We start from the raw sequence: 24006 nt of genomic DNA, 5'->3' as shown, positions 1-24006 counted from the left end.
TGTCGCACAGAATCCAACAGAATCAATAACCCGCATACGATGCCGGGCATGGGGATCTCCACCGGACCGGACGGGCGTCTCGCGGCGTTCGGCAATCAGCTGATCGATGTGCACATCTGGCTCCGCGAGGAGCTCGCGCGGTTGCGGGACGACGTGGACGACCACCTCGCGGGCGGTGGCGAGCGCCCGCGCGAACTGCGGGCGCACTGCCTCGCGTTCTGCTCCGCCCTGACCCGGCACCACACGGCGGAGGACGAGGGGGTCTTCCCCGCTCTGGCGCGGCACTCCCCCGAGCTGGCGCCCGTACTCGAACAGCTCGCGCACGACCATCACATGGTCACCGGCATGCTCGGCCGGCTCCAGGACCTGGTCGACGGCATCGGTCCCGCGCCGAGCCCCGCCGAGGCCCGCCGGGTGCGCGGTGAACTGGACGGTCTCGTGGCGCTGGTGGAGTCCCACTTCACGTACGAGGAGAAGAAGCTGGTCGACGCCCTCAACGCGCTCGGCGCACCGCTGCCGGACGACTTCGCCCTGCGGGACGCGCCCGGCCGCTGAGCGGGTCCGGCACGTTCACCGACCGGCGGCGCCCCCGCCGGGCATCGCTCAGGCGGAGGCCCGCTTGCGCGCGGGGGCCTTCTTCTCCGTGGTCTTCTTCTCTGCGGTCTTCCGCGCGGCGGTCTTCTTGGCCGCCGTCTTCTTCGCGGTGCTCCTGCTCGCCGCCGTCTTCTTCGCGGCCGTCTTGGAGGCCGTCTTCGAAGCGGACTTCGACGCGGACTTCGAGGCCGTCTTCTTCGCCGTCCCGGACCCCGTCTTCGACGCGGCCCTCTTCCCGCCCGTCGCCTTCTTGCGGGTGGGCAGGCGCCGCACCTCCGCGTCCTCCTTCTCGCCCTCGTCCCCCGCGTCCCCCTCGCCCCGCGACTCCTTGGCCGCCCGCACACTGCCCTCCAGCGCCGCCATCAGGTCCAGCACCTTGCCGCCACGCCGCTCCCCCGGCTCCTCCGGCGCCCGCAGCTCGCCACCCGCCGCCTTGGAGGCGATCAGCTCCTCGACGGCCTCCTGGTAGTCGTCGTGGAGCGATTCCAGTTCGACCTCGCCGAGCGTGTCCATCAGGGCGTCCGCCAGGTCGAGTTCGGCGTCCCTGATGCTGACGTCGGTCTCCGGCGCCACCCCCTCCGGCTGCCGGATCTCGTCCGGCCACAGCAGCCCGTGCAGGGCGATGACGTCGCCGAGGACCCGCACCATGCCCAGCCGCTCGCGCCCCCGGAGGGCGAATTTCGCGATCGCGACCTTCTCGCTCCTCTTCAGCGCCTCCCGCAGCAGGGTGTACGGCTTGGCGGCGGGCACCCCGTTCGCCGCGATGTAGTACGCCGAGCCCACCTGGAGCGGGTCGATGGAGGACTCCGGCACGAATCCGAGGATCTCGATCGTCTTCGCCGTCGGCAGCGGGAGCTGGGCCAGATCGTCGTCCGTGATCGGGATCATCGAGCCGTCCGCGTCCTGGTACGCCTTGCCGATCTCGGCGGAGGTGACCTCCTCCTCGTCCAGCTCGCAGACCTTCCGGTAACGAATCCGGCCGCCGTCCGCCAAATGGATCTGCCGGAAGGAGATCGAGTGACTCTCGGTGGCGTTCACGAGCTTGATCGGGATGTTGACCAGACCGAAGGAGATTGCGCCGTTCCAGATGGATCGCACGTTTAATCCCTTACATCGGAATTCGTGGGATTCTCATCGTATGACGCCAATCGCGGAGGTGGAGGGGCGGCGGATCGCGCTCAGCAATCTGGAGAAGGTCCTCTACCCGGCCACCGGCACCACCAAGGGCGAGGTCCTGCACTACTGCGCGACGGTGGCGGGCGCCCTGCTGACCCATCTGGCGGGCCGCCCGGTCTCCTTCCTCCGCTTTCCGGACGGTCCGGCCGGCCAGCGCTTCTTCACCAAGAATCCGCCGCCCGGGGCGCCCTCCTGGGTGCGGACGGCGAGGGTGCCGCGCTCGGCCGACCAGATCGCCGAGCAGGTGCTGGTGGAGGACCTCGCGACGCTGATGTGGGCCGCCAACCTGGTCGTGGAGTTCCACACCCCGCAGTGGCGGGTCGAGGGCCCGGCCCTCGCCGACCGCATCGTCTTCGACCTGGACCCCGGTGAGCCCGCGACCGTGGTGGACTGCTGCGAGGCGGCGCTCTGGCTGCGCGACCGGATGGCGGCCGACGGGCTCGGCGCGTACGCCAAGACGTCCGGTTCGAAGGGCCTGCATCTGCTCGTACCGCTGGAGCCGACGCCGTCGCCCGAGGTCTCCGCGTACGCCAAGTCGCTCGCCGTCGAGGCGCAGTCGGAACTGCCCGAGCTGGTGGTCCACCGGATGGCCCGCGCGCTGCGCCCCGGCAAGGTCTTCGTCGACCACAGCCAGAACTCGGCGGCGAAGACGACGGCGGCGCCGTACACGGTGCGCGCCCGTACGGAACCGACCGTCTCCACCCCGGTGTCCTGGGAAGAGGTCGCGGACTGCTCGGCGCCGGAGGACCTGGTCTTCCGCGTCGGCGACATCGCGGCGCGGCTGGAGCGGTACGGGGATCTCCTCGGCCCCCTGATCAATCTCAACCGGGCGGGGCGCCTGCCCTGACAGCCGCTGTCACCGGCAGGCACCATGGAGGTGCGCCAGTCATGAGCGTCATGAGCAGAGAAGGAATCACACATGATCATCTTCGGCACCAAGGGCTACGTCTACCAGCTGGCGATACTGACGCTCGTGTGCGGCCAGTGCGGCAACCCGTCGGCGCACACGCTGCGCAAGCGGGTCTCCAAGTTCACCCTCTTCTTCGTCCCGCTGTTCCCGTACTCGACGAAGCACTACACGCAGTGCACCTTCTGCGGGGTGGAGCACCGGGTGCCGAACGAGCAGGCGGAGCAGCTTCTCGCGCAGAGCGCGACGCAGGCCCAGCAGGGTGTCGGCCAGCAGCACGGCGCCAACCCGTTCGCGCAGGGCGCGCAGGGCGGCCAGGCGGGCGGCGGCAACCCGTTCAGCCAGGGCGGCCAGGGGCCCCAGCAGGGCCAGGGCGGGAACCCGTACCAGCACTGACGCCGACGAGGACGCGGCGCCGGATACGCCGAGTGCGCGGAGCACACAGAGTTACGGTTGCGGACAGAATGTGACGAAACTAGGGTAAATCGGGCGAGCGTCGGGCAGTTCTCCGTCGATCACTCGCCCCGTCCCGAACTTCAGGAGTCACGCATGTCCCAGCGTTCCCTGCGTTCCTCACGTGCCCGGCGTTCCGCGCGCCCCCAGCGCCTCCGGGGCTCCTTCGGCCCGTACGCCGCGGCCCTCGCCGTCGCCATGGCGGCCCTGACCGCGACACCCGCCATGGCGGCGCTCCCCGCCCCGCCGCCCGTCAGTTCCAACGGCCACGCCGACATGGACGACCCCGCCGCCATGGCGGACCAGGCCGCCATGGACCAGGCCGCCATGGACGAGGCGTTCATGGACCCCGCCGTCCAGGAGCGCCCCGCCACCCTCGACCCTGAGGTGGCGCAGGCCGCCGAGGCGTCCCGTGCCGAGGCGGCCGAGGCCGCCGCCGCCGGCGACGAGGCGGCCGCCGCCCACTTCTACAAGGGCCGCGTCACCGCCAGGAGCGGGCTCCTGATCCGCGACAGGCCCACCCGCAGCAGCCGCGTCGTCGGCAGCCTCCCGTACGGCACCCTCATCCTCATCCACTGCAAGACGCGGGGCGACAGCGTGAACGGCAACAACCACTGGTACCTCCTCGCGGACGGCACCTGGGCGTGGGTCTCGGCCGCGTACATCGAGAACATCGGCAAGACGCCCCGCTGGTGCTGACCCGTCAGGACCGATTCTCGGGGCCGCCCCGTCAGGGCTGATCCGGTGGTGCGGAACCCTTGAACCCGACATGCCTTATGTCTTTACATAAACGGACATAAGGCATGTCGGGTTGCTACGTTGCGCTCCATGACCGCAACGAAGGCGGACTCTCCCCCGCCCGAACTACGTCTCCGCAAGCGGCGCGGGGCCGAGCTCTCGCTCCTCGTCTGCGCCGTCCTCATCTCCCTCTTCGGTTACGTCGCCGTGGGCCTCGCCCGCGACGTGGCCGTCCCGCCCGACGCCCTGCGGCACAGCGCGGGTCTCGGCCTGCTCGCCCTCGTCGCGCATCTCGCGGTCCGTCTGCGCGCCCCGTACGCGGACCCTCTCCTGCTCCCGATCGCCGTCCTGCTCAACGGCATCGGACTGGTGCTGCTCCACCGTCTCGACCTGTCGACCTCCGGCGAGCCCGACGCGCCCGCGCAGCTCGTCTGGTCCACCCTCGGTGTCGCGCTGTTCATCGCCGTCGTCGCGCTGCTGCGCGACCACCGGGTGCTCCAGCGGTACGCGTATCTCTCGGTGGTCGCCGCGCTGCTGCTGATGACCGTGCCGATCTTCTTCCCCGCCGTGAACGGTGCCAGGATCTGGATCCGGATCGACGAACTCTCCTTCCAGCCCGGCGAGTTCGCGAAGATCCTGCTCGCCGTCTTCTTCGCCGCCTATCTCGCCGCCAACCACAGCGCCCTCGCGTACACCGGCCGCAGGATCTGGCGGCTGCAACTGCCCGCGGGCCGCGTGCTGGGCCCCGTCGTCGCGATCTGGCTGCTCAGCGTTCTCGTCCTGGTCCTGGAGCGCGATCTCGGCACCTCGCTCCTCTTCTTCGGGCTCTTCGTGATCCTGCTGTACGTGGCGACCGGCCGCACCGGCTGGATCGCCGTCGGACTGCTGCTGGCCGGGGTCGGCGCGTTCGCCGTCGGCTGGCTCGAACCGCATGTCCACAGCCGGGTCGAGGACTGGCTCGACCCGTTCGCCTCCATCGAGGCCGGCCAGGGCCCCGAGCAACTGGCCCAGTCCCTCTTCGCGTTCGCGGCGGGCGGGATGTTCGGTACGGGGCTGGGGCTCGGCCGGTCGGTCCTCATCGGCTTCGCCGCCAAGTCCGACTTCATCCTCGCCACGGCGGGCGAGGAGCTCGGGCTGGCGGGGCTGACGGCGATCTTCATGCTCTACGCGCTGCTCGTCGCCCGCGGCTACCGCGCCGGCCTCGCGCTGCGCGACCCGTTCGGGCGGCTGCTGGCGGTCGGTCTCGCGTCGATCGTGGCGCTCCAGGTGTTCGTGATCGCGGGCGGGGTGACGGGGCTGATCCCGCTCACCGGTATGGCGATGCCGTTCCTGGCACAGGGGGGCTCCTCGGTCGTCACCAACTGGATGATCGTGGCGCTGCTCATCCGGCTCAGCGACTCGGCCCGCAGGCCCCGTCCGGAGACGGTGGAGACGGGTGTGATCGCGCCGACGAGGGTGATCACGGGTCCCCCGACCGACACGGGGTCCTCCACCGGGACGGCGCCGGGCGGCGAGCGATGATCGGCCATATCCGTCTGGCCGCCGGTTTCTGTCTGCTGCTCCTCGTCGCGCTGCTCGTCAACGCCGCCCGGATCCAGCTCATCCAGGCCGACTCGCTCGACGACAACCCCGGCAACCGCCGCAGGACCATCGACCGTTTCGAGCAGCCGCGCGGGCAGATCCTCGTCGACGGCCGACCCGTCACCGGGTCGAGGGACTCCGGCCAGCAACTGCGCTTCGAACGCACCTACACCCAGGGCCCGTTGTACGCGCCGGTGACCGGCTACGCCTCGCAGACGTACGGCACGAGCCTGCTGGAGAACGCCGAGGACGGCATCCTCTCCGGCAGCGATCCGATGCTGGCCCCCCTGCCGTTCTGGAACGACATCACGCGCGCCCACGAGCCCGGCGGCACGGTCGTCACCACCATCAGGTCCTCCCTCCAGCGGGCCGCCTACACGGGGCTCGACGGCAGACGCGGGGCGGTCGCCGCGATCGAGCCGTCGTCCGGCAGGATCCTCGCGCTGGTCAGCAGCCCGTCGTACGACCCGGGATCGCTGTCCGGCACCGGCGACGCCGTCGCGGACGCGTGGCGGCGGTACAACCGCGCGTACGCCCGGCCGATGCTCAACCGGGCCATCCGGCAGACGTATCCGCCCGGTTCGGCCTTCAAGATCGTGACGGCGGCGGCGGCCCTGGACGCCGGGGTGGTCGAGGACGTGGACGCGCCGACGGACGTCCCCGATCCCTACGTCCTGCCCGGCACCCGCACCACGCTCCCGAACGACGCGCGGGGCTGCGACAAGGAGTCGCTGGCGTACGCGATCAAGTGGTCCTGCAACTCGGTGCTGGCCGGTCTGGGGGTGCGGGTGGGGCTCGACCGGATGGTGGAGACGGCGCGCGGATTCGGCTTCAACGACCGGCGGTTGAGAATTCCCTCCGGGGTCGCGGTCTCCAACTTCGACCAGGAGATGAGCGACGACCAGCTCGCGCTCTCCTCCATCGGGCAGTTCGACACGACGGCGACACCGCTCCAGATGGCGATGGTCGCGGCGGCGGTCGCGAACGGCGGGGATCTGAGGTACCCGTATCTGGTGGAGCGGACGCTCGCCGCCGACGGCGACGTCGTCTCGTACCGGGGCGGGCGCGGCTACCGGCAGGCGATGAAGCCCTCGACGGCGAGCAGGCTGCGGCAGTTGATGGTCGGGGCGGTGGAGGACGGGACCGGGACGAGCGCCGGGATCGACGGGGTGACGGTGGGCGGGAAGACGGGCACGGCGCAGCACGGGGTGGGCAACTCCGGTACGCCGTACGCCTGGTTCATCTCCTGGGCGCAGGCCAAGGACGCGGGGCGGCCGGCGGTGGCGGTGGCCGTGGTGGTGGAGGACGCGGAGGCGGCGCGGGAGGAGATCAGCGGGGGCGGCGACGCCGCGCCGATCGCGCGGGCGGTGATGGAGGCGGCGCTGCGAGACTGACTCCCGTGGTGGGTGAGGCCCGGTGGGGCGTGGATGAGGCGCTGGAGCGGATCGACCGGACGGATCCGTGGCTGTGCGCGTTCATCGAGGTGTGGCACGCGGACGCGCGGGAGCGGGCGCGCACGGTGGACGGCGGACTGCCGCTGGCGGGGCTGCCGTTCGCGGTGAAGGGCCCGGCGGGCATCCGCTCGTACGCGGCGCGGCGCCTGATGGCGGCGGGGGCGGTGCCGGTGGGCTCGACGGCGGTGCCGGGCCCTGGGACGTACTGGCAGACGTGGGGACTGGGCGCTCACGGCCGTACGGTCAACCCCCACCGGCGGGACCGCACGCCGGGTGGTTCGTCGGCGGGCTCGGCGGCGGCGGTCGCGGCCGGTCTGGTGCCGCTGGCGACCGGCAGCGACGGGGCGGGGTCGGTGCGCGTCCCGGCGGCGTGGTGCGGGGTGTTCGGTCTGAAGACGACGAACGGGCTGCTGCCGACGCCGGACCGGACGGGGCTGGCGTCGGCGGGGGTGCTGTCGCGGCGGGTGGCGGACGCCCAGGCGTATCTGCGGTGCGTGCTGGCCGGGTCGGGGGCCGGCTCCGCCCCCGCCGCCGGGGCGCGGACGTCGGTGCCGATACCGGTGCCGGCCACGTACTCGCCGGATCTCGGTTTCGCGCGGACCGAGCCCGCGGTGGAGGCGGTGGTACGGGCGGCGGTGGACCGGCTCGCGGCGGCCGATGCCGTACGGCTCGACGGGGCCCCAGGCTCGGCCCTGTCGCTGCTCGACCCGCGCGAGGCATGGCTGGCGGTATGGGGCGGTGATCCGTCCGGAGGAGCGGGGGCGGGCGCCCGGGAGGAGAACGCCCGCCGGCTCGACGCGTACTTCGCCCGTACGCCGCTGCTGCTCACGCCGGTGACCCCGAACCGTCCGCACGGCCATGAGGGTCCCGGCCGCGATGTCTACTCGACGGCGCTGACCTGGGCGTTCAACCTGAGTGGCCATCCCGCGGCCAGTCTGCCCGCCGGTTTCACGCCGGACGGCTGCCCGGTCGGTCTCCAACTGGTGGCCGGGCGCGGGGCCGATGTCCCGCTCCTCGAAATCGCACGCGTCGCCGAGGCGGTCCTGTCTGACGTACGCCGGTGACGACACCTTCCTCCGCCCCCCGGCGCCCCCGTGCACGAGCTCGCCCAGGTGAACACGGCCCGCCTCAAATACCCGCTGGAATCCGCCGAGTCGAAGGACTTCGTGGACGCACTCGACCCCGTGAACGCGGTGGCCGACGGGTCCGACGGCTTCCGATGGCGGCTCAGGAGCGAATCGGGCAACGCCACCGACGTACCGGTCCTCGGCGACAAGTGGCTGATCATGAATCTGACGGTATGGCGCGATCTCAACGCCCTGACGGGCCTTCATGTACCGGGGCCGGCACCGGGAGTTGCCCGCTCGCCGCTTCGACTGGTTCGAGCGCGTGGAGGAGGCGATGGCCACGCTCTGTTTGTCGACCACGGCTGTTCGGCAGGACCGCACGCTGCTGGACATCGCGTCAGTAAGTGGCGTGGAGGGGATTGACGAGAGCTGCTGACAGGAAGTCTTATAAGGGAGTCGAGGATCGTACCCCCGGTAACCGCAGCTACGAGGTGCTCCCAGCCATGACAGCAGCGCACGAACCCGAAGTGACGGCCCCCCGCGACGCGCTCGGCCCGCTGCGGGACCGCGAACAGGTCGCCCGGCGGCTCCTCGAAGCCTCGGCGAGGCACTCCTTCGATCCGGAGAGGGACCTCGACTGGGACGCCCCGGCGGAGGACGGCAAGTGGTACTGGCCCCCGGAGCTCGTCTCCCTCTACGACACCCCGCTGTGGCGGCGGATGTCCGAGGAGCGGCGGATGGACCTGGCCCGCCACGAGGCCGCCTCGCTCGCCTCGCTCGGCATCTGGTTCGAGATCATCCTGATGCAGCTGCTGGTGAGGCACGTCTACGACAAGTCGGTGACGAGCGATCATGTCCGCTACGCGCTCACCGAGATAGCCGACGAGTGCCGCCACTCGATGATGTTCGCGAAGATGATCCGGAAGGGCGGCGCCCCGGCGTACCCCGTCCCCCGCGTCCACCACAACGCCGCGCGCCTGCTGAAGACCGTCTCCACGACCCCGGGCTCGTTCGCCGCGACGCTCCTCGGCGAGGAGATCCTCGACTGGATGCAGCGCCTGACGTTCCCGGACGAGCGCGTCCAGCCGCTGGTGCGCGGCGTGACCCGCGTCCATGTGGTGGAGGAGGCCCGCCACGTCCGCTACGCCCGCGAGGAGTTGCGCCGCCAGATGGTCACCTCGCCGCGCTGGGAGCGGGAACTGACCCGTCTCACGGCCGGCCAGGCGGCACGCGTCTTCTCCGTCTGCTTCGTCAGTCCCCAGGTCTACGAGAACGTGGGGCTGGACCGGCGCGAGGCCGTCGCCCAGGTCCGGGCGAGCGGCCACCGCCGGGAGGTGATGCGGTCCGGTGCGAAGCGCCTCACGGACTTCCTGGACGACATCGGGGTGCTGCGGGGAGCGGGCCGGCGGCTCTGGAAGGCCTCGGGGCTGCTGGCGTGAGCGGACCGGCGCCGGAGCGCCGGTCCCGGTGTCCCGCGGCGCCTCAGTGCTTGGCGCGGCGGCGCAGCGCGAGCGTGCCGCCCGCCGCCGCCAGCGTCACGAGCCCCGCCCCGGCCGCGACCTTCGCCGCGTCCGTCCCCGCGATGCTGCCGCCCACACCGCCCCTGGCGCCCCTCGTCGGGGTGGGGCTGGGGGTCGCCGATCCGGCGACCGTGAAGGTGAAGGAGGAGGTGCCGTCGCTCGGGCAGAAGATGTTGATCGTGTGGGTGCCGGCCCGGGCGTCGCGGCGGATCGTCGCCGTGCCCCGGTAGATGCCCGACGTCGAGCTCGCGGTCAGCGTGACCGAGCCCGTGAAGGCCCGGGACGAGGCCGTCACGGTGCTGGTGTCGCAGCCGCCGTCGAGGGAGATCGTGACCGGGGAGCCGGGCCGCGCCGGGCTCGGGCTCACCGTGAGGACCGGCTGCGGGTCGGCGTGGGCCGCCGTCGCACCCACGCCCAGGGCCAGGGAGGACAGGGCGGCGGTGGCGAGGATGCGAGAAACGCGCATGGTGGGGATCTCCGCTTCCTTGGCACGGTGCGGGCGTCGGCCACCCGCTCAGGAAACCGGGCCGTGGCCCTCATCAAAGGCAGACGCGCCGTCAAGCGGCGCGCCGAGGGTCCACGTCAGGTTCCGTCGAACGGGTCAGCGCGGACGGCTAAGCCGCTGGTCGTGGGGGTGGGACGGGGCGGGACGCGGGGGCGGGTGCGGTACGCCGCGGGGGTGACCGGGGTCCGCCCGGGCGGGGCGCTGCGCGACACTGGCGGCGTGAGAAGCGAAGAGACCGTCTTTGTCGGCGGGCCGCTCGACGGTCGCGTACTGCCCGTGCTGACCGGGCCGACCGGGCAGCCCCCGAAGTGGTACGAGGTCCCGGTGCCGGACGCCGGGGGCGGGCCGCCCACCGTGTTCGCCTACCGGCGCGCGCCCGCCGGCTACACCAAGCGGCTCGGGCTGCAACGTGGCTGGAAGTACGAGTACGTCCCCGAGGGCCGCGAGCGCCGCACGCTCAAGTGGCCCTGGTCCAAGCCCGGCCACGGCTGAGCCGGCGGCGCCCCGGGACCACCCGAACGCGGAACTCCCTGGCCATACACGGTCATATATGGTGCCGCGGGCGCGATTTGTCGGGCACCATCTAGGGCGGGTCCGCGAACGGCGCCGTACGCCGTGAGGCGGACCCGGCGTTCGGACAGGTCCGTCCCGTCGCCGTCGCACGGCACGGACGGCCGCTCGGACCGACCGGACAGGGCCTGGGGGGTGTCCTGCCGGTCAGACCGGACGCGGCACCAGGGACCGCGGGCCCGGCAGGACCGGGAGGACACCGCCTAGGATCGACCAGGCCGGAGATGACCTCCCGGCCGAGCCACCAGGGGGCATTCGCGTGATGGAACCGCTGCGGCACGACGACCCACGTCTCGTCGGCCCTTACACCGTGCTGTCGCGGTACCGGGAGTCGGCGAGCGCCGTGCGGTATCTGGCGTACGGACCGGACGGCGCCACCGTCGTCGTCTCGGTCGCCCGCCCCGCTCTCGCCGTGCTGCCCGCCTTCCAGCGGCGCTTCCAGGCCGAGGCGCGGACCGAGGAGCGGCTGGCCGGGGGCTGGGTGCGGCCGCTGCTCGACTCCCGTACCGACCCGTCCGAGGGGGACACGCTCTGGACCGCGTGCGGCTATGTCCCCGCGCTCACCCTCGGCGAGGCCGTCGCCCTCGCCGGGCCGCTGCCCGAGCGGGCCGTCCGGACACTGGGCGGCGCGCTCGCCGAGACGCTGTCGCGCGTGCACGCGACCGGAGCGGTCCTTCAGGGGCTCGCGCCCGACACCGTGACCCTCGCCGCCGACGGGCCGCGCCTCACCGCCTTCGGGGCGCTGGGCGCGGCGGCGTCGGCGGAGGCCATGGAGGGCGGCCGGCTGTCCGTACGGCTCGGGTATCTCACCCCCGAGCAGTTGGAGGGCGAGGTACCGGGGCCGCCGTCGGACATCTTCGTGCTGGGGCTGCTGCTGGCGTACGCGGCCACCGGTACGACGCCCCTCACCAGGGGGCCGGCCGAGTCGGCGGCCGAACGCATCGCGTCCGGGACGGCCGAACTCGAAGGAGTGCCGGGCGGGTTGAGGCCGCTCGTCGCGCGCTGTCTGGCGAAGGAGCCGGGCGAGCGGCCGACGGCCGGAGCCGTCGCGGCCGAGCTCGCGCCGGGGGGCGCGGCGGCGTCGGCCGCCGGACCGGGCGGGTGGCTGCCCGCCGCGCTGTCGGCCTCGATCGCCGACCAGGCCGCCCGGGTCGACACCCTGCACACGCCGCTGGACGCCGCCCGGGGCGGGTCCGCCGACGCCCCGGCGGGCGGCCCGGTGGACGCCGTGCCCGGTCCGCCGGCCGACGCGACGCCCGGCGCCGTGCCCGAGCCCGACACCCGCACCACGCGCATCGGCCGCCCCCGGACCGCCTCCGGCAGCGAGAGCGGTGTCGGCGACCGGCCGACCGCCGCCCTGTCGCTGCCCCACGCCCGGCCCGAGCCGACCGCCCTCCCGCTGCCGCCGACCGCCGCCCCCGTACCGCAGCAGTCCCAGGCCCTCCCGCCGGCGCCGGGCCCGCAGGGACCGCCCGGACCGCCCGCCCTGCCGCCGGGGCCCGTCCGGGCCCCGGCGCCCGCGCCGACCGCGCCCGGCGGACCGTCGGGCCAGGGCCGGTTCGCCTCGCTCCGCGGGCCGCTCGGGCAGCCGCTCGGGCGCCGCGCGCTCATCACCGGAATCGTCGCGGGCGCCGCCGGTCTGGTGATCGGCGGCGGGGGCGTCCTCGCGCTCGCCGGCGACGAGCAGTCCGACGGCACCGACGACAAACCCCTCGGCACGGACGACACCCCGAGGAGGCTGACCGGGCTGCCGCCCGAGGCCCTCTGGGCGTATGAGCAGAAGGTGGCCGCCGACGAGGTCCTGAACGCCGCCGTCATCGGCGGTCGCACCCTCGTCCTGACCTCGGGCTCGGGCGCCACCGGCGTGGACGTACGTACCGGCAGACGGCTCTGGCGGAGCGCCGGGGCCGCCGCCCTCCATCAGGCGCTTCCCGTCTCGTCCGGACTCGGCTTCGTCGCCGGGGAGAGCGGGCTGCTCTGGATCTCGACGGCCTCGGGCGCGGTCGAGCACCGCGTCGACTACGCGGACGGCGTCAAGGGCGCCCCCGGGCTGAAGGTCGCCGGTGTCACCGGGACGAGCGACGGCCAGGTCTGGTTCACCGGGGCGTACCGGAGCGGGACGGGGAAGGCGGCCCGTGTCCGCACCCATCTCTTCGCCTTCGATCTGACGACCCGTGAGGAGCTGTGGCGCACGGTGATCGCCAACGGCCGCGCGCCGTTGACCCCGGTGTACCAGCTGATCGCCGTACGGGAGGCGGACATTGTGGTGCGCCAGGACGCCAAGTCGCTGCTCCCGGTCCAGGTGAGGGCGGCCAGGGGCAGATCGGTCTACCACTGCTTCGACCGGGCGACCGGGAAGCGGACCTGGTCGAAGTCGTTCGGCGCGGTACCGCCCGTGGGCGGCTCGGTCGGCGACGCGCGCGGCCGGCTCTTCGCGGCGGCGGCGGACCAGCTGTACGCGTACGACACCGCAAGCGCCGAGCGGCTGTGGCGCCGGTCCGGCGCGCCCGAGGTGGCGGGCCAGAAGCCCTTCGCGTTCGGCACCGGCACGCTGGTAGGCTCCACCCTGTACGTCGCCAACCGCTTCCAGGAGGTGTACGCGCTCGATCCCGACTCCGGCGTACAGCGCTGGAAGGGGACGACGGAGGGCCCCGCCTGGAGCGGTGTCCCCCGGATCTCGCTCAGTGAGAGCGGCCGGACGGTGCTGTCGGCCGACGGGCTCCAGGTGACGGCGTTCGGGGCGAAGGACGGCAGGCGGCTGTGGAAGTTCCAGAACGCCGGCGGCCCCGCCCCCTCCCCCGGCGCGGACGGCGCGGGCGTCGCCGCGCCGCCGTATCAGCCGCTGATGGCGGGGAGGACCGCGGTGATCCGGCGCGGAGGCACGTTCTACGCGCTGCCGGTCGACTGAGCCACGGCCCCCGCGCGCGACCGGCGGACACCCCTCCCGTACGCCTCAAGCCGCCACGCCGGGGGCCGTCGTATCGGCCCTCGGGGGGTGACGGCGTGCCGCCATGTCGCCCAATTGTGCGGTAAGCACACGAGGGTCGGACAAATGACGCCCCATCATCGTCTCCTCGGGGTCGGACGGACCGTCCCGCGAACGGAGGTGACGAGGTGTCAGGCAGACTTCTGCGAGGCGTCTGTACGGCGGCGCTCGCCGTCCTGGCGACGATCCCCTGCGCCGTACCGGCCGGCGCCGAACCCGTTCCGGGTGCCGAACCCCTCCCAGGCACGGAAGCCGCCCCGAGCACCCGGCCGACGCCGAGCGCCGTGCCGACCCCGAGCGCCGTGCCGGTGCCGAGCGCCGGATCAGTGCCCGGCGCCGGGCCCGTCGCGGCTCCGCGCAGCGTCTCCGCGCTCCTCACCGAGCTGCGGAAGCTGTACCGGCAGGCCGAGGAGGCCACCGAGGCCTACAACGACACCGAGGTGAAGCTCACCGCCCAGCGGACCAGGGCCAAGAGTGTCGGCGCGGGCCTCACCGACGCCCGCGAGGCACTGGTCCGCAGCCGGGCCCAGGCCGGGCGGCTGGCCCGGCAGCAGTACCAGGGCACGTCCGAACTCTCCTCCTACATCCAGTTGTTGCTCTCCGACGATCCGCAACACGCCCTGGATCAGCGGCATCTGATGGACCGTGCGCAGGGCGACCGGCTGTCGACGATCGCGCGGCTGACCAACGGCGAGCGACGTGCCGAGACCCTCGCCGCCCGGTCCCGCAAGGCACTGGCCGAGCAGAAGGCACTGGCGGCGAAACAGCGGAAGCAGCGCGACGCGGTCCGGGCGAGGCTCGCCGACGTGGAGAGAATGCTGGCCTCGCTCAGCGCGGAACAGATCTCGGCGATCGCCGAACGCGAGGACGCCGACACGGAGAAGGCGCAGAAGAGGCTGATCACCTCCGGCGCGCTCGGCGAGGCCGCGAGCCCCACGGGGACGGCGACCACGCCGACGGGCACGGGCACACCGGTGGCCGGGAACGGGCCGGTGGCCACGGGCACACCGGTGGCCAGCAGCGGGCCGGTGGCCACGGCCGCGCCGGCGCCCACGGGCACGCCGACCACCAGGAGCGCCCCGGTCGCCCCCAGCAAGGGGCCGGGCCGGAGCCTCCGGGCGCCCTCCGCCAAGGGCGACAAGGCGCTGTCGTACGCCGTCAAACAGATCGGCAAGCCCTATCTGTGGGGCGCGGAAGGGCCGGAGTCGTACGACTGCTCGGGGCTGACCTCGCAGGCCTGGGCACGCGCCGGGGTGAACGTGCCCCGTACGAGCCAGCAGCAGTGGGCCCAGCTGCGGAAGGTGAAGCTGAGCCGGCTGCGCCCGGGCGATCTGGTGGTGTACTTCCCGAAGGCGACCCATGTGGCGATCTACCTCGGCGACGGGAAGGTGGTCCACGCCCCGCGCCCCGGGGGCCGGGTGAAGGTCTCCCCCATCGCGTCGAATCCGCTGCTCGGCGCCGTACGGCCGGACCCGGGTGCCGATCCGCTCGACGCGCGGTCCTACGAACCGCCCCAGCTGCCGGCGGGCGCCGCCGCCGGTGACGACCGGGGCAACAACTCGTCCACCGCACGGCGCGGTTGAGCGGGGTGGGCGTCAGTCGGTGGCGCTCTCCTCGACCTCCGCGAGATACGCCTTGGCCCGGTCGGGGTCGTAGAAGAAGTCCTCGAAGTCCGCCGGGTCGTCGAAGCCGTTGGCGAACCGGTCGGCGACCGGCTGGAGCCGGCCCGCCGCGTCGAACAGGTCCAGCACATGCTCCGGCGGCGGGCCGAGCATGGTGTTCGTCCACTTGGTGGTGTGCCGCGCGCTCTCCCAGTGGCGCTCGAACGTGGCGCGCATCCACGCCTCGTCGAACTCCCGGTCGCCGTGCGCCAGGATCGACTCCAGGTACGACGCGGCGCACTTAGAGGCCGAGTTGGAGCCCTGCCCGGTGACGGGGTCGTTCGCCACGACGACATCGGCGACACCGAGGACAGTTCCGCCGCCCGGCAGCCGCCCGACGGGGTTGCGGACGGTGGGCGTGTACCGGCCGGACAGGGTGGCGTTCGCGTCGGTCAGCTCGACCTTCGTGGCCCGCGAGTACTCCCAGGGCGTGTACCGCTCCATCAGCTCCAGCGTCAGCGAGAGATGGTCGGCGGGGTCCTTGACGCCCTGGAAGACATCGATCGGACCGCCGGGTATCCCCTCCCAGAACAGGATGTCGGCGCGGCCGCTGACGGTCAGCGTCGGCATCACGAACAGCTCGCCGACACCGGGCACAAGATTGCACCGCACCGCGTCCAGCCCGGGATGTTCCGGGCGCGGGCCCAGCCCGTGGACGTACGCGACCGAGAGCATGCGCCGCGGCGTGGTGTACGGGGAGCGGACCGCGTCCCTGGCGAACATCGCGACCAGCTCACCCTTGCCGGCCGAGACGAGGACGAGGTCGTACGTACGGGAGAAGTAGTCCAGGTCCGAGACGGCCGCCCCGTGGATGACGAGCTGTCCGCCGCGCTGGGCGAAGGTCTCCATCCAGCCGGCCATCTTGACCCGCTGGTCGACGGACTGGGCGATCCCGTCGAGCCTGCCCAGCCAGTCGGTGGCGCGGGAGGAGTCGGGCGCGGCGACCGAGACACCGAGTCCCTCGACGCGCGGGGCCTGGGACTCCCAGAAGTTGAGCCGCAGATCCCGCTCGTGCTGGAGCGCGGTGTGGAACATGCACTGGGTGGACATGACCCGGCCGCACCTGATCTCGTCCGCCGTGCGGTTGGACATCAGGGTGACCGCGTACCCGTGCGACTGGAGTCCGAGGGCGAGCTGGAGGCCGGACTGTCCGGCACCGACGACGAGTATCTTCCGCATGACGGGGTTCTCCGTATGTTGCTGCCTGCTTGCCTGCTGCCGGGCTATTCGGGGGCCGCTTCGAGGGCGTGGCCCACCAGGGCCAGCAGCGTGTCGACGACGGTGATGCGTTTGCGCGCGTCCATGGTCAGCACGGGTACGCCCGCCGGTACGGACAGCGCCTCCCGTACGTCCTGGGCGTCGTACGTCTCGGTGCCCTCGAAGTGGTTGACGGCGACAACGTACGGCAGGCGGCAGCTCTCGAAGTAGTCCAGGGCGGGGAAGCAGTCGGAGAGCCGGCGGGTGTCGGCGAGGACGACGGCGCCGATCGCGCCGCGCACCAGGTCGTCCCAGAGGAACCAGAATCGCTGCTGGCCGGGGGTGCCGAAGAGGTACAGCACGAGGTCGTCGTCGAGCGTGAGGCGGCCGAAGTCCATCACGACGGTGGTGGTCGTCTTCTCCGGGGTGGCCGTGAGGTCGTCGGTCTCCTCACCGGCACTCGTCATCACCGCCTCGGTACGCAGCGGACGCACCTCGGAGACGGATCCCACGAAGGTCGTCTTGCCGACGCCGAAGCCGCCCGCGACCACTATCTTGGTCGCTATGGGCGCCTTGCTGCGGTCCAACTGCCAGTCGCGCAGGCCTTCTTCGGAGGGGTCCTCCACCGGGTCCGACGACGGCGACACGTCAGAGACGGCGGAGTCCACCGAGCACCCTTTCCAGCAGGGCCCGGTCCGGGTGGCCGCTGCCGTGGCCCGTCCCGTACACCCGGATCTTTCCCTGGTCGGCCAGATCGCTGAGCAGTACCCGGACGACCCCCAGCGGGATCTTCAGCAGCGCCGAGATCTCCGCGACGGTCCGCATCCGTGCGCAGAGGTCCACGATGGCGCGCATCTCCGGCATGGTGCGCGACGGGGCGCCGCCGCCCGCCGCCTCCTTGCGCGCCTCCGGCGCGGGACCGGCCGGGGCACGCCCGTCCGGCGCGCGTTCCTCGGAGGCGCGCTCCTCGGTGGCCTCCAGCGCGGCGACGAACGTTTCGACCAGCAGTACATGGCCGAAACGCGTCCGGCCGCCGGTCAGCGAGTACGGCCGCACGCGCGCGGCACGCCCCCCGGCGGAACGCAGGGGCAGGCCGCGGGCGCGCAGCCCGCCGCCGGGGAATCCGCGGCCGGATCCGGCCGCGGACGCCGATGTCATCGGGCACTCTCCATCGACTTGCGCAGCTCGCTGCGGAGTTCGGGGGTGAGCACATGTCCGGCGCGGCCGACGAACATGGCCATGTGGTACGCCACGACGTGCATGTCGCAGTCGGCGCCGGCGTGCAGGCCGAGCAGTGAGCCGTCGCTGATCGACATGACGAAGACGCTGCCCTCCTCCATGGCGACCATGGTGTGCTTCACACCCCCGCAGTCCATCAGTTCGGCCGCGCCGAGGGTGAGACTGCTGATGCCCGAGATGACGGTGGCCAGGTCGGAGCTGGAGCCGCGCGGACTCTCGCTCCCGCCCGCCTCGTCCGCCGCGTCGTGCCGTGCGGGGTCCGACGAGAGGAGCAGCAGTCCGTCGGAGGAGACGACCGCGACGGAGTGCGCGCCTCGCACCTCCTGCACGAGATTCGTCAACAGCCAGTGGAGATTGCGGGCTTCGCTACTGAGTCCGAATGTGCCGGTCGCCGTCAACTGCGTGCCTCCTCGACAGTTTCCCCCGTCTCGTCCGTCCGTCCTTCGGCCGCCTGCGCCGGGTCGTCCTGCTGCCGCGGCACCGAACCGGTCCGCGCGGGGCCGGTCTTCACTGGGCTGGTCTGCTGCTGCACTTCGGTCTGCTCCAAGAGCTCGGCATCGGCGTCGCGCCTGCCGTCCTTGGCTCCCCGGTGAAAGCCACCGAGCCTGCGGCGCAACGCGTCCGCGTCGACGCTACCCGCCCGGTCGCCCGCTGTGGCGCCGGGCTTGACGACTTTGGGGACACGCTTCGGCAGTCCCTTGTCGGTGACGGCGTCGGCGGTGGAGTCGTCGACGGCGTCGGTGGTGGCGTCGGTGGGCGGCTCGTCCCCGTCTGTCCGGTCGGCCTCGCCCGACTCTTCCGCCTCGCCCGTACCGACCAGGTCATCCGCTTCGTCCGACTCGTCCGCGACGCGCTCGTGCGCCTCCGGTCCGATGGCGTACGGGTCGGCGGTGGGCGTCCGGCGGATCGGCTCCCCGTCCGCCGTCGGCAGCGGGTCCCGGCCGGAGAGACCGGGCAGCGTGTTGGAGTTGGCCTCCGCCTCCGAGCCGGGCAGCTGCACCAGCGGCGCGGCCCCCGCCGTCGAGCGGTGCGGGCCCGCGACGGGCAGGGCCGTCGGCAGCAGGGCCCCGGGCAGTACGACGACGGCCGCGAGCCCGCCCTGCTTCTGCGCGCGCAGCGTGACCCGGACGTCGTGGCGTGAGGCGAGCAGCGCGGCGACGCGCAGACCGAGCCCGTCGGCCGCGCCCTCGCCCTCGGCGCCGGACGTCGCCGGCTTCCCGGGCTTCCCTGCCTTCCCGGACTTCCCCGCCTTCGCGGGCGTGGCCGTCCGCGGCTGGTGCGCCCGCGGGTCCCCGAGCCGCTCGTTGAGCTCGGCGATCCGGGCGGCCGACATCCCGATGCCCTTGTCCCGGACCTCGAGCGTCACGTCGCCGTTCTCCAGCCGCCAGCCGGAGAGCTCGACGTGGGCGCCGGGGGGCGAGAACGAGGTCGCGTTCTCCAGGAGTTCGGCGACGAGGTGGCTGAGGTCGTCCGCGGCGAATCCGGCCAGCTGGGCGTTGGGCGGCAGCGACAGGATGGTGACCCGCTCGTACTTGTCGATCTCGCTGACGGCGGCCCGCAGGACGTCGACGAGCGGGACGGGACCCGCGTAACTCGCGCCCTGCTCATGGCCCGCGAGCACCAGCAGGTTCTCGCTGTGCCGGCGCATGACCGTGGCCAGGTGGTCGAGCTGGAAGAGGACGCCGAGCCGGTCCGGGTCCTGCTCGCGCTCCTCCAGGGTCTCGATGACGCCGAGTTGGCGTTCCACCAGGCCGAGTGTGCGCAGCGCGAGATTGACGAACGTGTGGTGGACGGTGTGCCGCAGCGCCTCCAGCTCCGCGGTGATCCCGGCGGCCCGCTCCTGGAGTTCGGCGCGCTGGTCGGCCATGGACTGCCGGGCGCCGATCAGTCCGGTGCGCTCGCCGCTGAGCTTGTCGGCGCGCGCGGAGACGTCGAGAAGCTTGGCGTGCAGGCCGTTGAGCGACCGTACGACCTGGGCGAACTCGTCGTTGCGGCCGGTGAAGCGGACCGGTTCCTCGGTCGCGGGCTCGGCGGCCAGCCGGGCGGCGCCGATACGGACGACGGCGAGCGGCCGGGTGAGCGTACGCGCGACGGCGGTGGACGCCCCGACGGCGACGATCAGCAGACCGCCGAGGAGCGCGATGCTCACCTCCAGCGAGGTGACGCCGTCGTCGCGCAGCGCCTCCAGCCGCTTGAGCTGGGCGGAGCCGATGCCGGACTCGACGCCCCGCATCTGCTCGATCCGGCTGGACAGCGACGAGTCGAGCTTCTCCCGGTCGGCGTCCCGGTCGCGGTCGGAGAGTTCGGGGCTGTCCGCCAGGTCGGCCAGGTACTTCTCCGCCGCGGTGACCTCGGGCCCGGTGACGGTCGTGGCCAGGGAGTCGCGCGCCTTGGCGCCCGCCGACCGGTCGAAGTCGGTGAGGGAGGCGAGCTCATGGACGCGGGACTGCTGGGCGGCGGCGCTCAGCGCGTCGCGCGTGCGCTCGCTCTCGTCGCCGTCGCCATTGTCGTCGCCGGACTCGACGGGCAGGCCCGTGACGGGATCGAACTGGGGGGCCTTGCTCTCGGGCTCCGGGACGGCGAGCGCGGCCAGCAGCAGGCCCCGGGTGGCCGACGCCTGCTCCACGGCGCGGCCGAGGGCGGCGGGCGCGCGGGTGCCGTCGGCGGCCCCGGGGGGCGTCTTCTCGGCGACCTCGTCGCTGACGGCGTGCAGTTTGGCGATGACGTCCGTGTACGCCTGGTAGGCCTCCAGGGCGCTGCCCTTGCCGGTCAGGGCGGTGCGGCGGACGGACGGGACGGTGGAGAGGTCCCTGCGCAGGCCGGGAGAGGCGACCACGTCGATCTCGTCGATCTGCCGGTCGACCCGGGTGGCGGCGCCGGCGCCCGGGTCGCCGTCGGCCCCTTCGCCGTCCTTCTCCTCGTCGCCCCCGCTCCCGGCCTCCTGGCGGCCTCCCGCGATATGGACGACGACCTCGTCCCGCTCGTCGGCGAGCGAGTGGGCGAGCACGGCCGTCTGCCGGTTCAGTTCGGCGAGGGTGACCAGGCTCTGGGCGTCGTTCAGTTCGGACGAGGCGCTCAGGACGGCGGGCATGCCCGCCGCCACGACGGTGACGCCGACGACGGCGACCGCGGCGACGAGCCGGGTGCGTACGCGTACGGGCCGTCCGGCGGGAGCTTCCGGCACGTCCCCTCCGGCGGAGCCGGACGGCACCGCCTTGCGGGACTCCGCCGGCTTACGGGGCTCCACCGAGCTCCGGGACCCGTCGCGCTTGCCGCCCTTGCCCCGAGGCCGCTTCATCTGCACCGGTGCTCGCATTCTGACTCGTCCGCCCACGAGGCGGAGATGACGTCCGGTCAGACCCGGATAACCCCTCCACCCCTGGCACGGCTTCCGACCATTCCAGCGTTCTTCGGAGGGGGCGCGTATCGGCCGCTCCGCCACCTGAACGAGTGAACATCAAGGAGGAGTTGGCGAACAACTCGCGCGGGCGCGCGTCCTCGTCATGCGCGACGGGGCGGTTGGAACTTACGCGTGAGCTTTGGCAGGATGCCGGGCCGCATCGCCGCGGAGCCGACGACGCGCGGCTGTTCGGAGACGGCGCTCCGGGGTCTCGCGGGAGAGTACGCCGGGATGCGCCGGGTCGCGGCGGGGCGCGCCGCGGCGCCGACAGTACGAGGCCTGTGTCCCGGCACGCGTCGCACCCGTGCCCCCCGGTCGGGCACCACGGGGAGCCTTCCGGGCCTGGGGCAGACTGGGTCCATGCGCATCGACATCGCCACCGCCCCCGGCAGCCACCCCCGCCCGAACGAGGACTGGACCGCCGTGGCCGCGCCGTCGGCCGGCAGCGGCGGCACCCTGATCGCGCTGGACGGGGTGACGCCTCCCCGGGACGGTGACGGCTGTGTGCACGGAGTGCCGTGGTTCACCTCACGGCTGGGCGGCGCGCTGACCGAACTGTCCGCTTCCCGGCGGGAGATGCCTCTCACCGAGGCACTGGCGGAGGCAATCGGACGCACCGCCGACGCCCACCGTGACACATGTGACCTTTCTCACCCCCGAACGCCGCAGGCGACCGTCGTCATGGCGCGCTGGGACGGGGCGTCGGTCGAGCATCTCGTCCTCTCCGACTCGACGCTTCTCCTGGAGTCGCCGGCCGGTGAGGTGCGGGCCGTCGTGGACGACCGGCTGGACCGCGTTCCGCGCTCGGTCCGCCGGCAGGCCGCCGCGACGGACGCGCTGCGCAACGCCGAGGGCGGCTTCTTCACCGCGGCCGTCGACCCGGGCGTGGCGTCGAAGGCAGTGACGGGACGTACGCCCGCCTCCGAGGTCCGCGCCATGGTGGCCCTCACCGACGGCGCGGCCCGCTGGGTCGAGGTGTTCCGGGAGGGCGACTGGGCGGACTGTCTGGCGCTGGTCAGGAAGAGCGGCCCCCAGGAACTGATCGACCGGGTACGGGCGGCGGAGTCGGCGGACCCGGACGGGGTGGCGTTCCGGCGGGGCAAGGCGTACGACGACGCGACGGTCGTGTACGTGGAGCCGTAGCCCCGTCCGTCCTGCCTTACCACCCCGCCGCACCGCCGCCCCTGGCGCGCTCAGCGGGCCGCGCGCGCGTTCAACTGGTGGAGCAGCCGCGCCAGTTCGGCGACCTCCGCCCGGTTCCAGTCGGCGAGCTTGCGGACGTACCGCTCGCGCCGCGCGTCCCGTACCCGGCGGAAGCGCTCCAGCCCCTCGGCGGTGAGCCGGACCAGCGAGGCCCGCCCGTCGGCCGGGTCGGGCTCCCGTGTCACCAGTCCGAGCCCTTCGAGCGCGTGCAGTTGACGGCTCATCGTGGCCTTGCCGACACCGAAATAGACGGCGAGATCGGTGGCGCGCTGCTGGCCGGTCTCCTCCAGCCGTACGAGAAGTCCGTAGGCGGCCGGTTCGAGTTCGGGGTGGACCTCGCGGGCCATTTCTCCGGAATTGGCTCTGGCACGCCGCAGGAAAACGGCCAACTCACGCTCCAGCGCCAGGAATTCACGGTCCACATCACTTTTCCCGGCCGCTTCGGGTTCATTCGCCGTACTGTCTCCGTGCACGTCAGCACCCATAACACCCATCGCGAGCTTTCCCGCTCCTGAAAGTTTTCCGACACCGGGGTCCATTGCCCCAGCTCGGTCATTATTTCGCAGGTTTATACCAACGGCAGCGGTCTGAGGCCCTTCCCCAGCTCCGCGGCGCCCCCGTAGCGTCGTCCCCAGCGCAGGTTTTGGCATGTCCACACCATGATATGTCGACCCGTCACGAGCTTCCCCCCTCATCGTTCTCGGAGGCACGAACATGTCCGTGCGCACATCCGACACGTCAGGCCGCCGCCGCCCCACCCTGGCCGGTGTCCTCCTCGCGGCTCTCGCTCTCCTCCTCACACTCCCCGGCGCGGCGAGCGCCGACGGCTCCCCCCACACCTCGGACATCCCCGAACGAGGCTCCGCCCACATGGGTATGGGCGTCATCGAACACGACGGCCAGGGCGGCGGCCCGCCCGCCGGCGACCGCGCCGTACAGACGGAGGGCGTCGACGTCTCCAGCCACCAGGGGAACGTCAACTGGGGCTCCCTGTGGAACAGCGGCGTCAAGTGGGCGTACGTGAAGGCCACCGAAGGCAACTACTACAAGAACCCGTACTTCGCGCAGCAGTACAACGGGTCGTACACCATCGGCATGATCCGTGGCGCCTACCATTTCGCCACTCCGAACGACTCCAGCGGCGCCAACCAGGCCAACTACTTCGTCGACGGCGGCGGTGGCTGGTCCCGTGACGGCAAGACCCTGCCCGGTGTGCTGGACATCGAGTGGAATCCGTACGGCGCCGCCTGCTACGGCAAGACGCAGGCGCAGATGGTCGCCTGGATCCGCGAGTTCCTGAACACCTACAGGTCCCGCACCGGCCGGGACGCCGTGATCTACACGGCCACCAGCTGGTGGACCGAGTGCACGGGCAACTACAGCGGCTTCGGCTCCACCAACCCGCTCTGGGTGGCCCGCTACAACTCCACGGTGGGTCAGCTCCCGGCCGGCTGGGGCGTGTACACGATGTGGCAGTACACCTCCACCGGGCCCATCGTGGGCGACCACAACAGATTCAACGGCGCGCTCGACCGCGTCGTGGCCCTCGCGAACGGCTGACGTGACGGCGACACCGGCACGTGCCACGGCGACACCGGCGTGTGAAGGGTCGGCCCGTACGTGAACGGGGTGGGCCCCCCGCCCCGAGTGGCGGGGGCCCCGGCAGGCGCGCGTCGATGCCCGCGCCGACGACGCCGCCGCCGATGAACAGCAGACCGGCCACGGGCCGGAGCGCCACCCCGGGGGGGTTGTTGG

At 72.6% G+C, this 24006-nt stretch carries 21 protein-coding genes and 1 pseudogene; 14 read left to right on the top strand and 8 right to left on the bottom strand.

Annotated features, from left to right (window positions below):
* Positions 1 to 48: 48 nt before the first annotated feature.
* Entirely contained in the window at positions 49 to 555 is a 507-nt protein-coding gene (locus tag ACFWU9_RS28745) for a hemerythrin domain-containing protein (protein WP_384323479.1), read from the top strand.
* Between the two features lie 48 nt (positions 556 to 603).
* Here the strand turns inward: ACFWU9_RS28745 and ACFWU9_RS28740 are convergent, their stop codons facing one another.
* Positions 604 to 1692, bottom strand: a complete 1089-nt coding sequence (locus ACFWU9_RS28740) for a Ku protein (protein ID WP_384323477.1) — start codon at positions 1690 to 1692, stop codon at positions 604 to 606.
* 40 nt (positions 1693 to 1732) lie between these two features.
* Here ACFWU9_RS28740 and ligD point away from each other — a divergent pair, with 40 nt between their 5' ends.
* The 8 genes and pseudogenes from ligD to ACFWU9_RS28700 all read left to right on the top strand — a co-directional run bounded on the left by ligD (position 1733) and on the right by ACFWU9_RS28700 (position 9409).
* On the top strand, positions 1733 to 2617 hold the full coding sequence (gene ligD / locus ACFWU9_RS28735; protein WP_384323475.1) for a non-homologous end-joining DNA ligase: 885 nt from the start codon (positions 1733 to 1735) through the stop codon (positions 2615 to 2617).
* Positions 2618 to 2689: 72 nt separating this feature from the next.
* Positions 2690 to 3073, top strand: coding sequence for a zinc-ribbon domain-containing protein (locus tag ACFWU9_RS28730; RefSeq protein WP_384323473.1), 384 nt, complete (start codon positions 2690 to 2692; stop codon positions 3071 to 3073).
* 153 nt (positions 3074 to 3226) lie between these two features.
* Positions 3227 to 3829 (top strand): SH3 domain-containing protein, encoded by a 603-nt coding sequence (locus ACFWU9_RS28725; RefSeq protein ID WP_384323471.1) that lies wholly within the window; start codon positions 3227 to 3229, stop codon positions 3827 to 3829.
* A 129-nt stretch (positions 3830 to 3958) separates the two neighbouring features.
* Entirely contained in the window at positions 3959 to 5389 is a 1431-nt protein-coding gene (locus ACFWU9_RS28720; protein WP_384323469.1) for an FtsW/RodA/SpoVE family cell cycle protein, read from the top strand.
* Positions 5386 to 6843: a penicillin-binding transpeptidase domain-containing protein gene (locus ACFWU9_RS28715; protein ID WP_384323466.1), complete on the top strand. Its 1458-nt coding sequence runs from the start codon at positions 5386 to 5388 to the stop codon at positions 6841 to 6843. The genes ACFWU9_RS28720 and ACFWU9_RS28715 overlap by 4 nt, the downstream gene beginning before the upstream one ends.
* 5 nt (positions 6844 to 6848) lie before the next feature.
* Entirely contained in the window at positions 6849 to 7967 is a 1119-nt protein-coding gene (locus ACFWU9_RS28710) for an amidase family protein (RefSeq protein WP_384323464.1), read from the top strand.
* A gap of 30 nt (positions 7968 to 7997) precedes the next feature.
* Positions 7998 to 8316 (top strand): annotated as a pseudogene (locus ACFWU9_RS28705) (DUF3291 domain-containing protein); the annotation flags it as partial.
* 157 nt (positions 8317 to 8473) lie between these two features.
* Entirely contained in the window at positions 8474 to 9409 is a 936-nt protein-coding gene (locus tag ACFWU9_RS28700) for a diiron oxygenase (protein WP_384323462.1), read from the top strand.
* Between the two features lie 43 nt (positions 9410 to 9452).
* Here the strand turns inward: ACFWU9_RS28700 and ACFWU9_RS28695 are convergent, their stop codons facing one another.
* Complete coding sequence (locus ACFWU9_RS28695; protein WP_384323460.1) at positions 9453 to 9956, bottom strand: hypothetical protein; 504 nt, start codon at positions 9954 to 9956, stop codon at positions 9453 to 9455.
* Between the two features lie 258 nt (positions 9957 to 10214).
* Between ACFWU9_RS28695 and ACFWU9_RS28690 the strand changes: the two genes are divergently transcribed.
* The 3 genes from ACFWU9_RS28690 to ACFWU9_RS28680 all read left to right on the top strand — a co-directional run bounded on the left by ACFWU9_RS28690 (position 10215) and on the right by ACFWU9_RS28680 (position 15134).
* Positions 10215 to 10487: a hypothetical protein gene (locus ACFWU9_RS28690; RefSeq protein ID WP_384323458.1), complete on the top strand. Its 273-nt coding sequence runs from the start codon at positions 10215 to 10217 to the stop codon at positions 10485 to 10487.
* Positions 10488 to 10827: 340 nt separating this feature from the next.
* Positions 10828 to 13473: a PQQ-binding-like beta-propeller repeat protein gene (locus ACFWU9_RS28685; RefSeq protein ID WP_384323559.1), complete on the top strand. Its 2646-nt coding sequence runs from the start codon at positions 10828 to 10830 to the stop codon at positions 13471 to 13473.
* Positions 13474 to 13679: 206 nt separating this feature from the next.
* Complete coding sequence (locus ACFWU9_RS28680) at positions 13680 to 15134, top strand: NlpC/P60 family protein (RefSeq protein WP_384323456.1); 1455 nt, start codon at positions 13680 to 13682, stop codon at positions 15132 to 15134.
* Positions 15135 to 15146: 12 nt separating this feature from the next.
* On the opposite strand, the gene ACFWU9_RS28675 is transcribed toward ACFWU9_RS28680, so the two are convergent.
* The 5 genes from ACFWU9_RS28675 to ACFWU9_RS28655 are packed head-to-tail and all read right to left on the bottom strand — an operon-like array spanning position 15147 to position 20952.
* Positions 15147 to 16391, bottom strand: coding sequence for a styrene monooxygenase/indole monooxygenase family protein (locus ACFWU9_RS28675; protein ID WP_384323455.1), 1245 nt, complete (start codon positions 16389 to 16391; stop codon positions 15147 to 15149).
* 44 nt (positions 16392 to 16435) lie between these two features.
* Complete coding sequence (locus ACFWU9_RS28670; protein WP_384323453.1) at positions 16436 to 17077, bottom strand: ATP/GTP-binding protein; 642 nt, start codon at positions 17075 to 17077, stop codon at positions 16436 to 16438.
* Complete coding sequence (locus tag ACFWU9_RS28665; RefSeq protein ID WP_384323451.1) at positions 17058 to 17567, bottom strand: DUF742 domain-containing protein; 510 nt, start codon at positions 17565 to 17567, stop codon at positions 17058 to 17060. The genes ACFWU9_RS28670 and ACFWU9_RS28665 overlap by 20 nt, the downstream gene beginning before the upstream one ends.
* Positions 17564 to 18046, bottom strand: a complete 483-nt coding sequence (locus ACFWU9_RS28660) for a roadblock/LC7 domain-containing protein (RefSeq protein WP_384323449.1) — start codon at positions 18044 to 18046, stop codon at positions 17564 to 17566. The genes ACFWU9_RS28665 and ACFWU9_RS28660 overlap by 4 nt, the downstream gene beginning before the upstream one ends.
* Positions 18043 to 20952, bottom strand: coding sequence for a nitrate- and nitrite sensing domain-containing protein (locus tag ACFWU9_RS28655; RefSeq protein WP_384323557.1), 2910 nt, complete (start codon positions 20950 to 20952; stop codon positions 18043 to 18045). Before ACFWU9_RS28655 ends, ACFWU9_RS28660 begins: the two co-directional genes overlap by 4 nt.
* A 456-nt stretch (positions 20953 to 21408) precedes the next feature.
* Here ACFWU9_RS28655 and ACFWU9_RS28650 point away from each other — a divergent pair, with 456 nt between their 5' ends.
* Complete coding sequence (locus ACFWU9_RS28650; RefSeq protein WP_384323446.1) at positions 21409 to 22191, top strand: hypothetical protein; 783 nt, start codon at positions 21409 to 21411, stop codon at positions 22189 to 22191.
* A gap of 50 nt (positions 22192 to 22241) precedes the next feature.
* Here the strand turns inward: ACFWU9_RS28650 and ACFWU9_RS28645 are convergent, their stop codons facing one another.
* On the bottom strand, positions 22242 to 22736 hold the full coding sequence (locus ACFWU9_RS28645) for a MarR family winged helix-turn-helix transcriptional regulator (RefSeq protein WP_384323444.1): 495 nt from the start codon (positions 22734 to 22736) through the stop codon (positions 22242 to 22244).
* Positions 22737 to 22965: 229 nt separating this feature from the next.
* On the opposite strand from ACFWU9_RS28645, the gene ACFWU9_RS28640 reads away from it, so the two are divergent.
* Positions 22966 to 23811 carry a lysozyme gene (locus ACFWU9_RS28640; RefSeq protein ID WP_384323442.1) on the top strand — a complete coding sequence of 282 codons (846 nt, stop codon included), beginning with the start codon at positions 22966 to 22968 and terminating at the stop codon, positions 23809 to 23811.
* Positions 23812 to 24006 lie beyond the last annotated feature (195 nt).

It is taken from the genome of Streptomyces sp. NPDC058653 (assembly GCF_042716895.1).
Taxonomy (GTDB): Bacteria; Actinomycetota; Actinomycetes; order Streptomycetales; family Streptomycetaceae; genus Streptomyces.
Note: the sequence above shows the minus strand (reverse complement) of the source record. Positions and strands in the feature narration are given on the sequence as shown.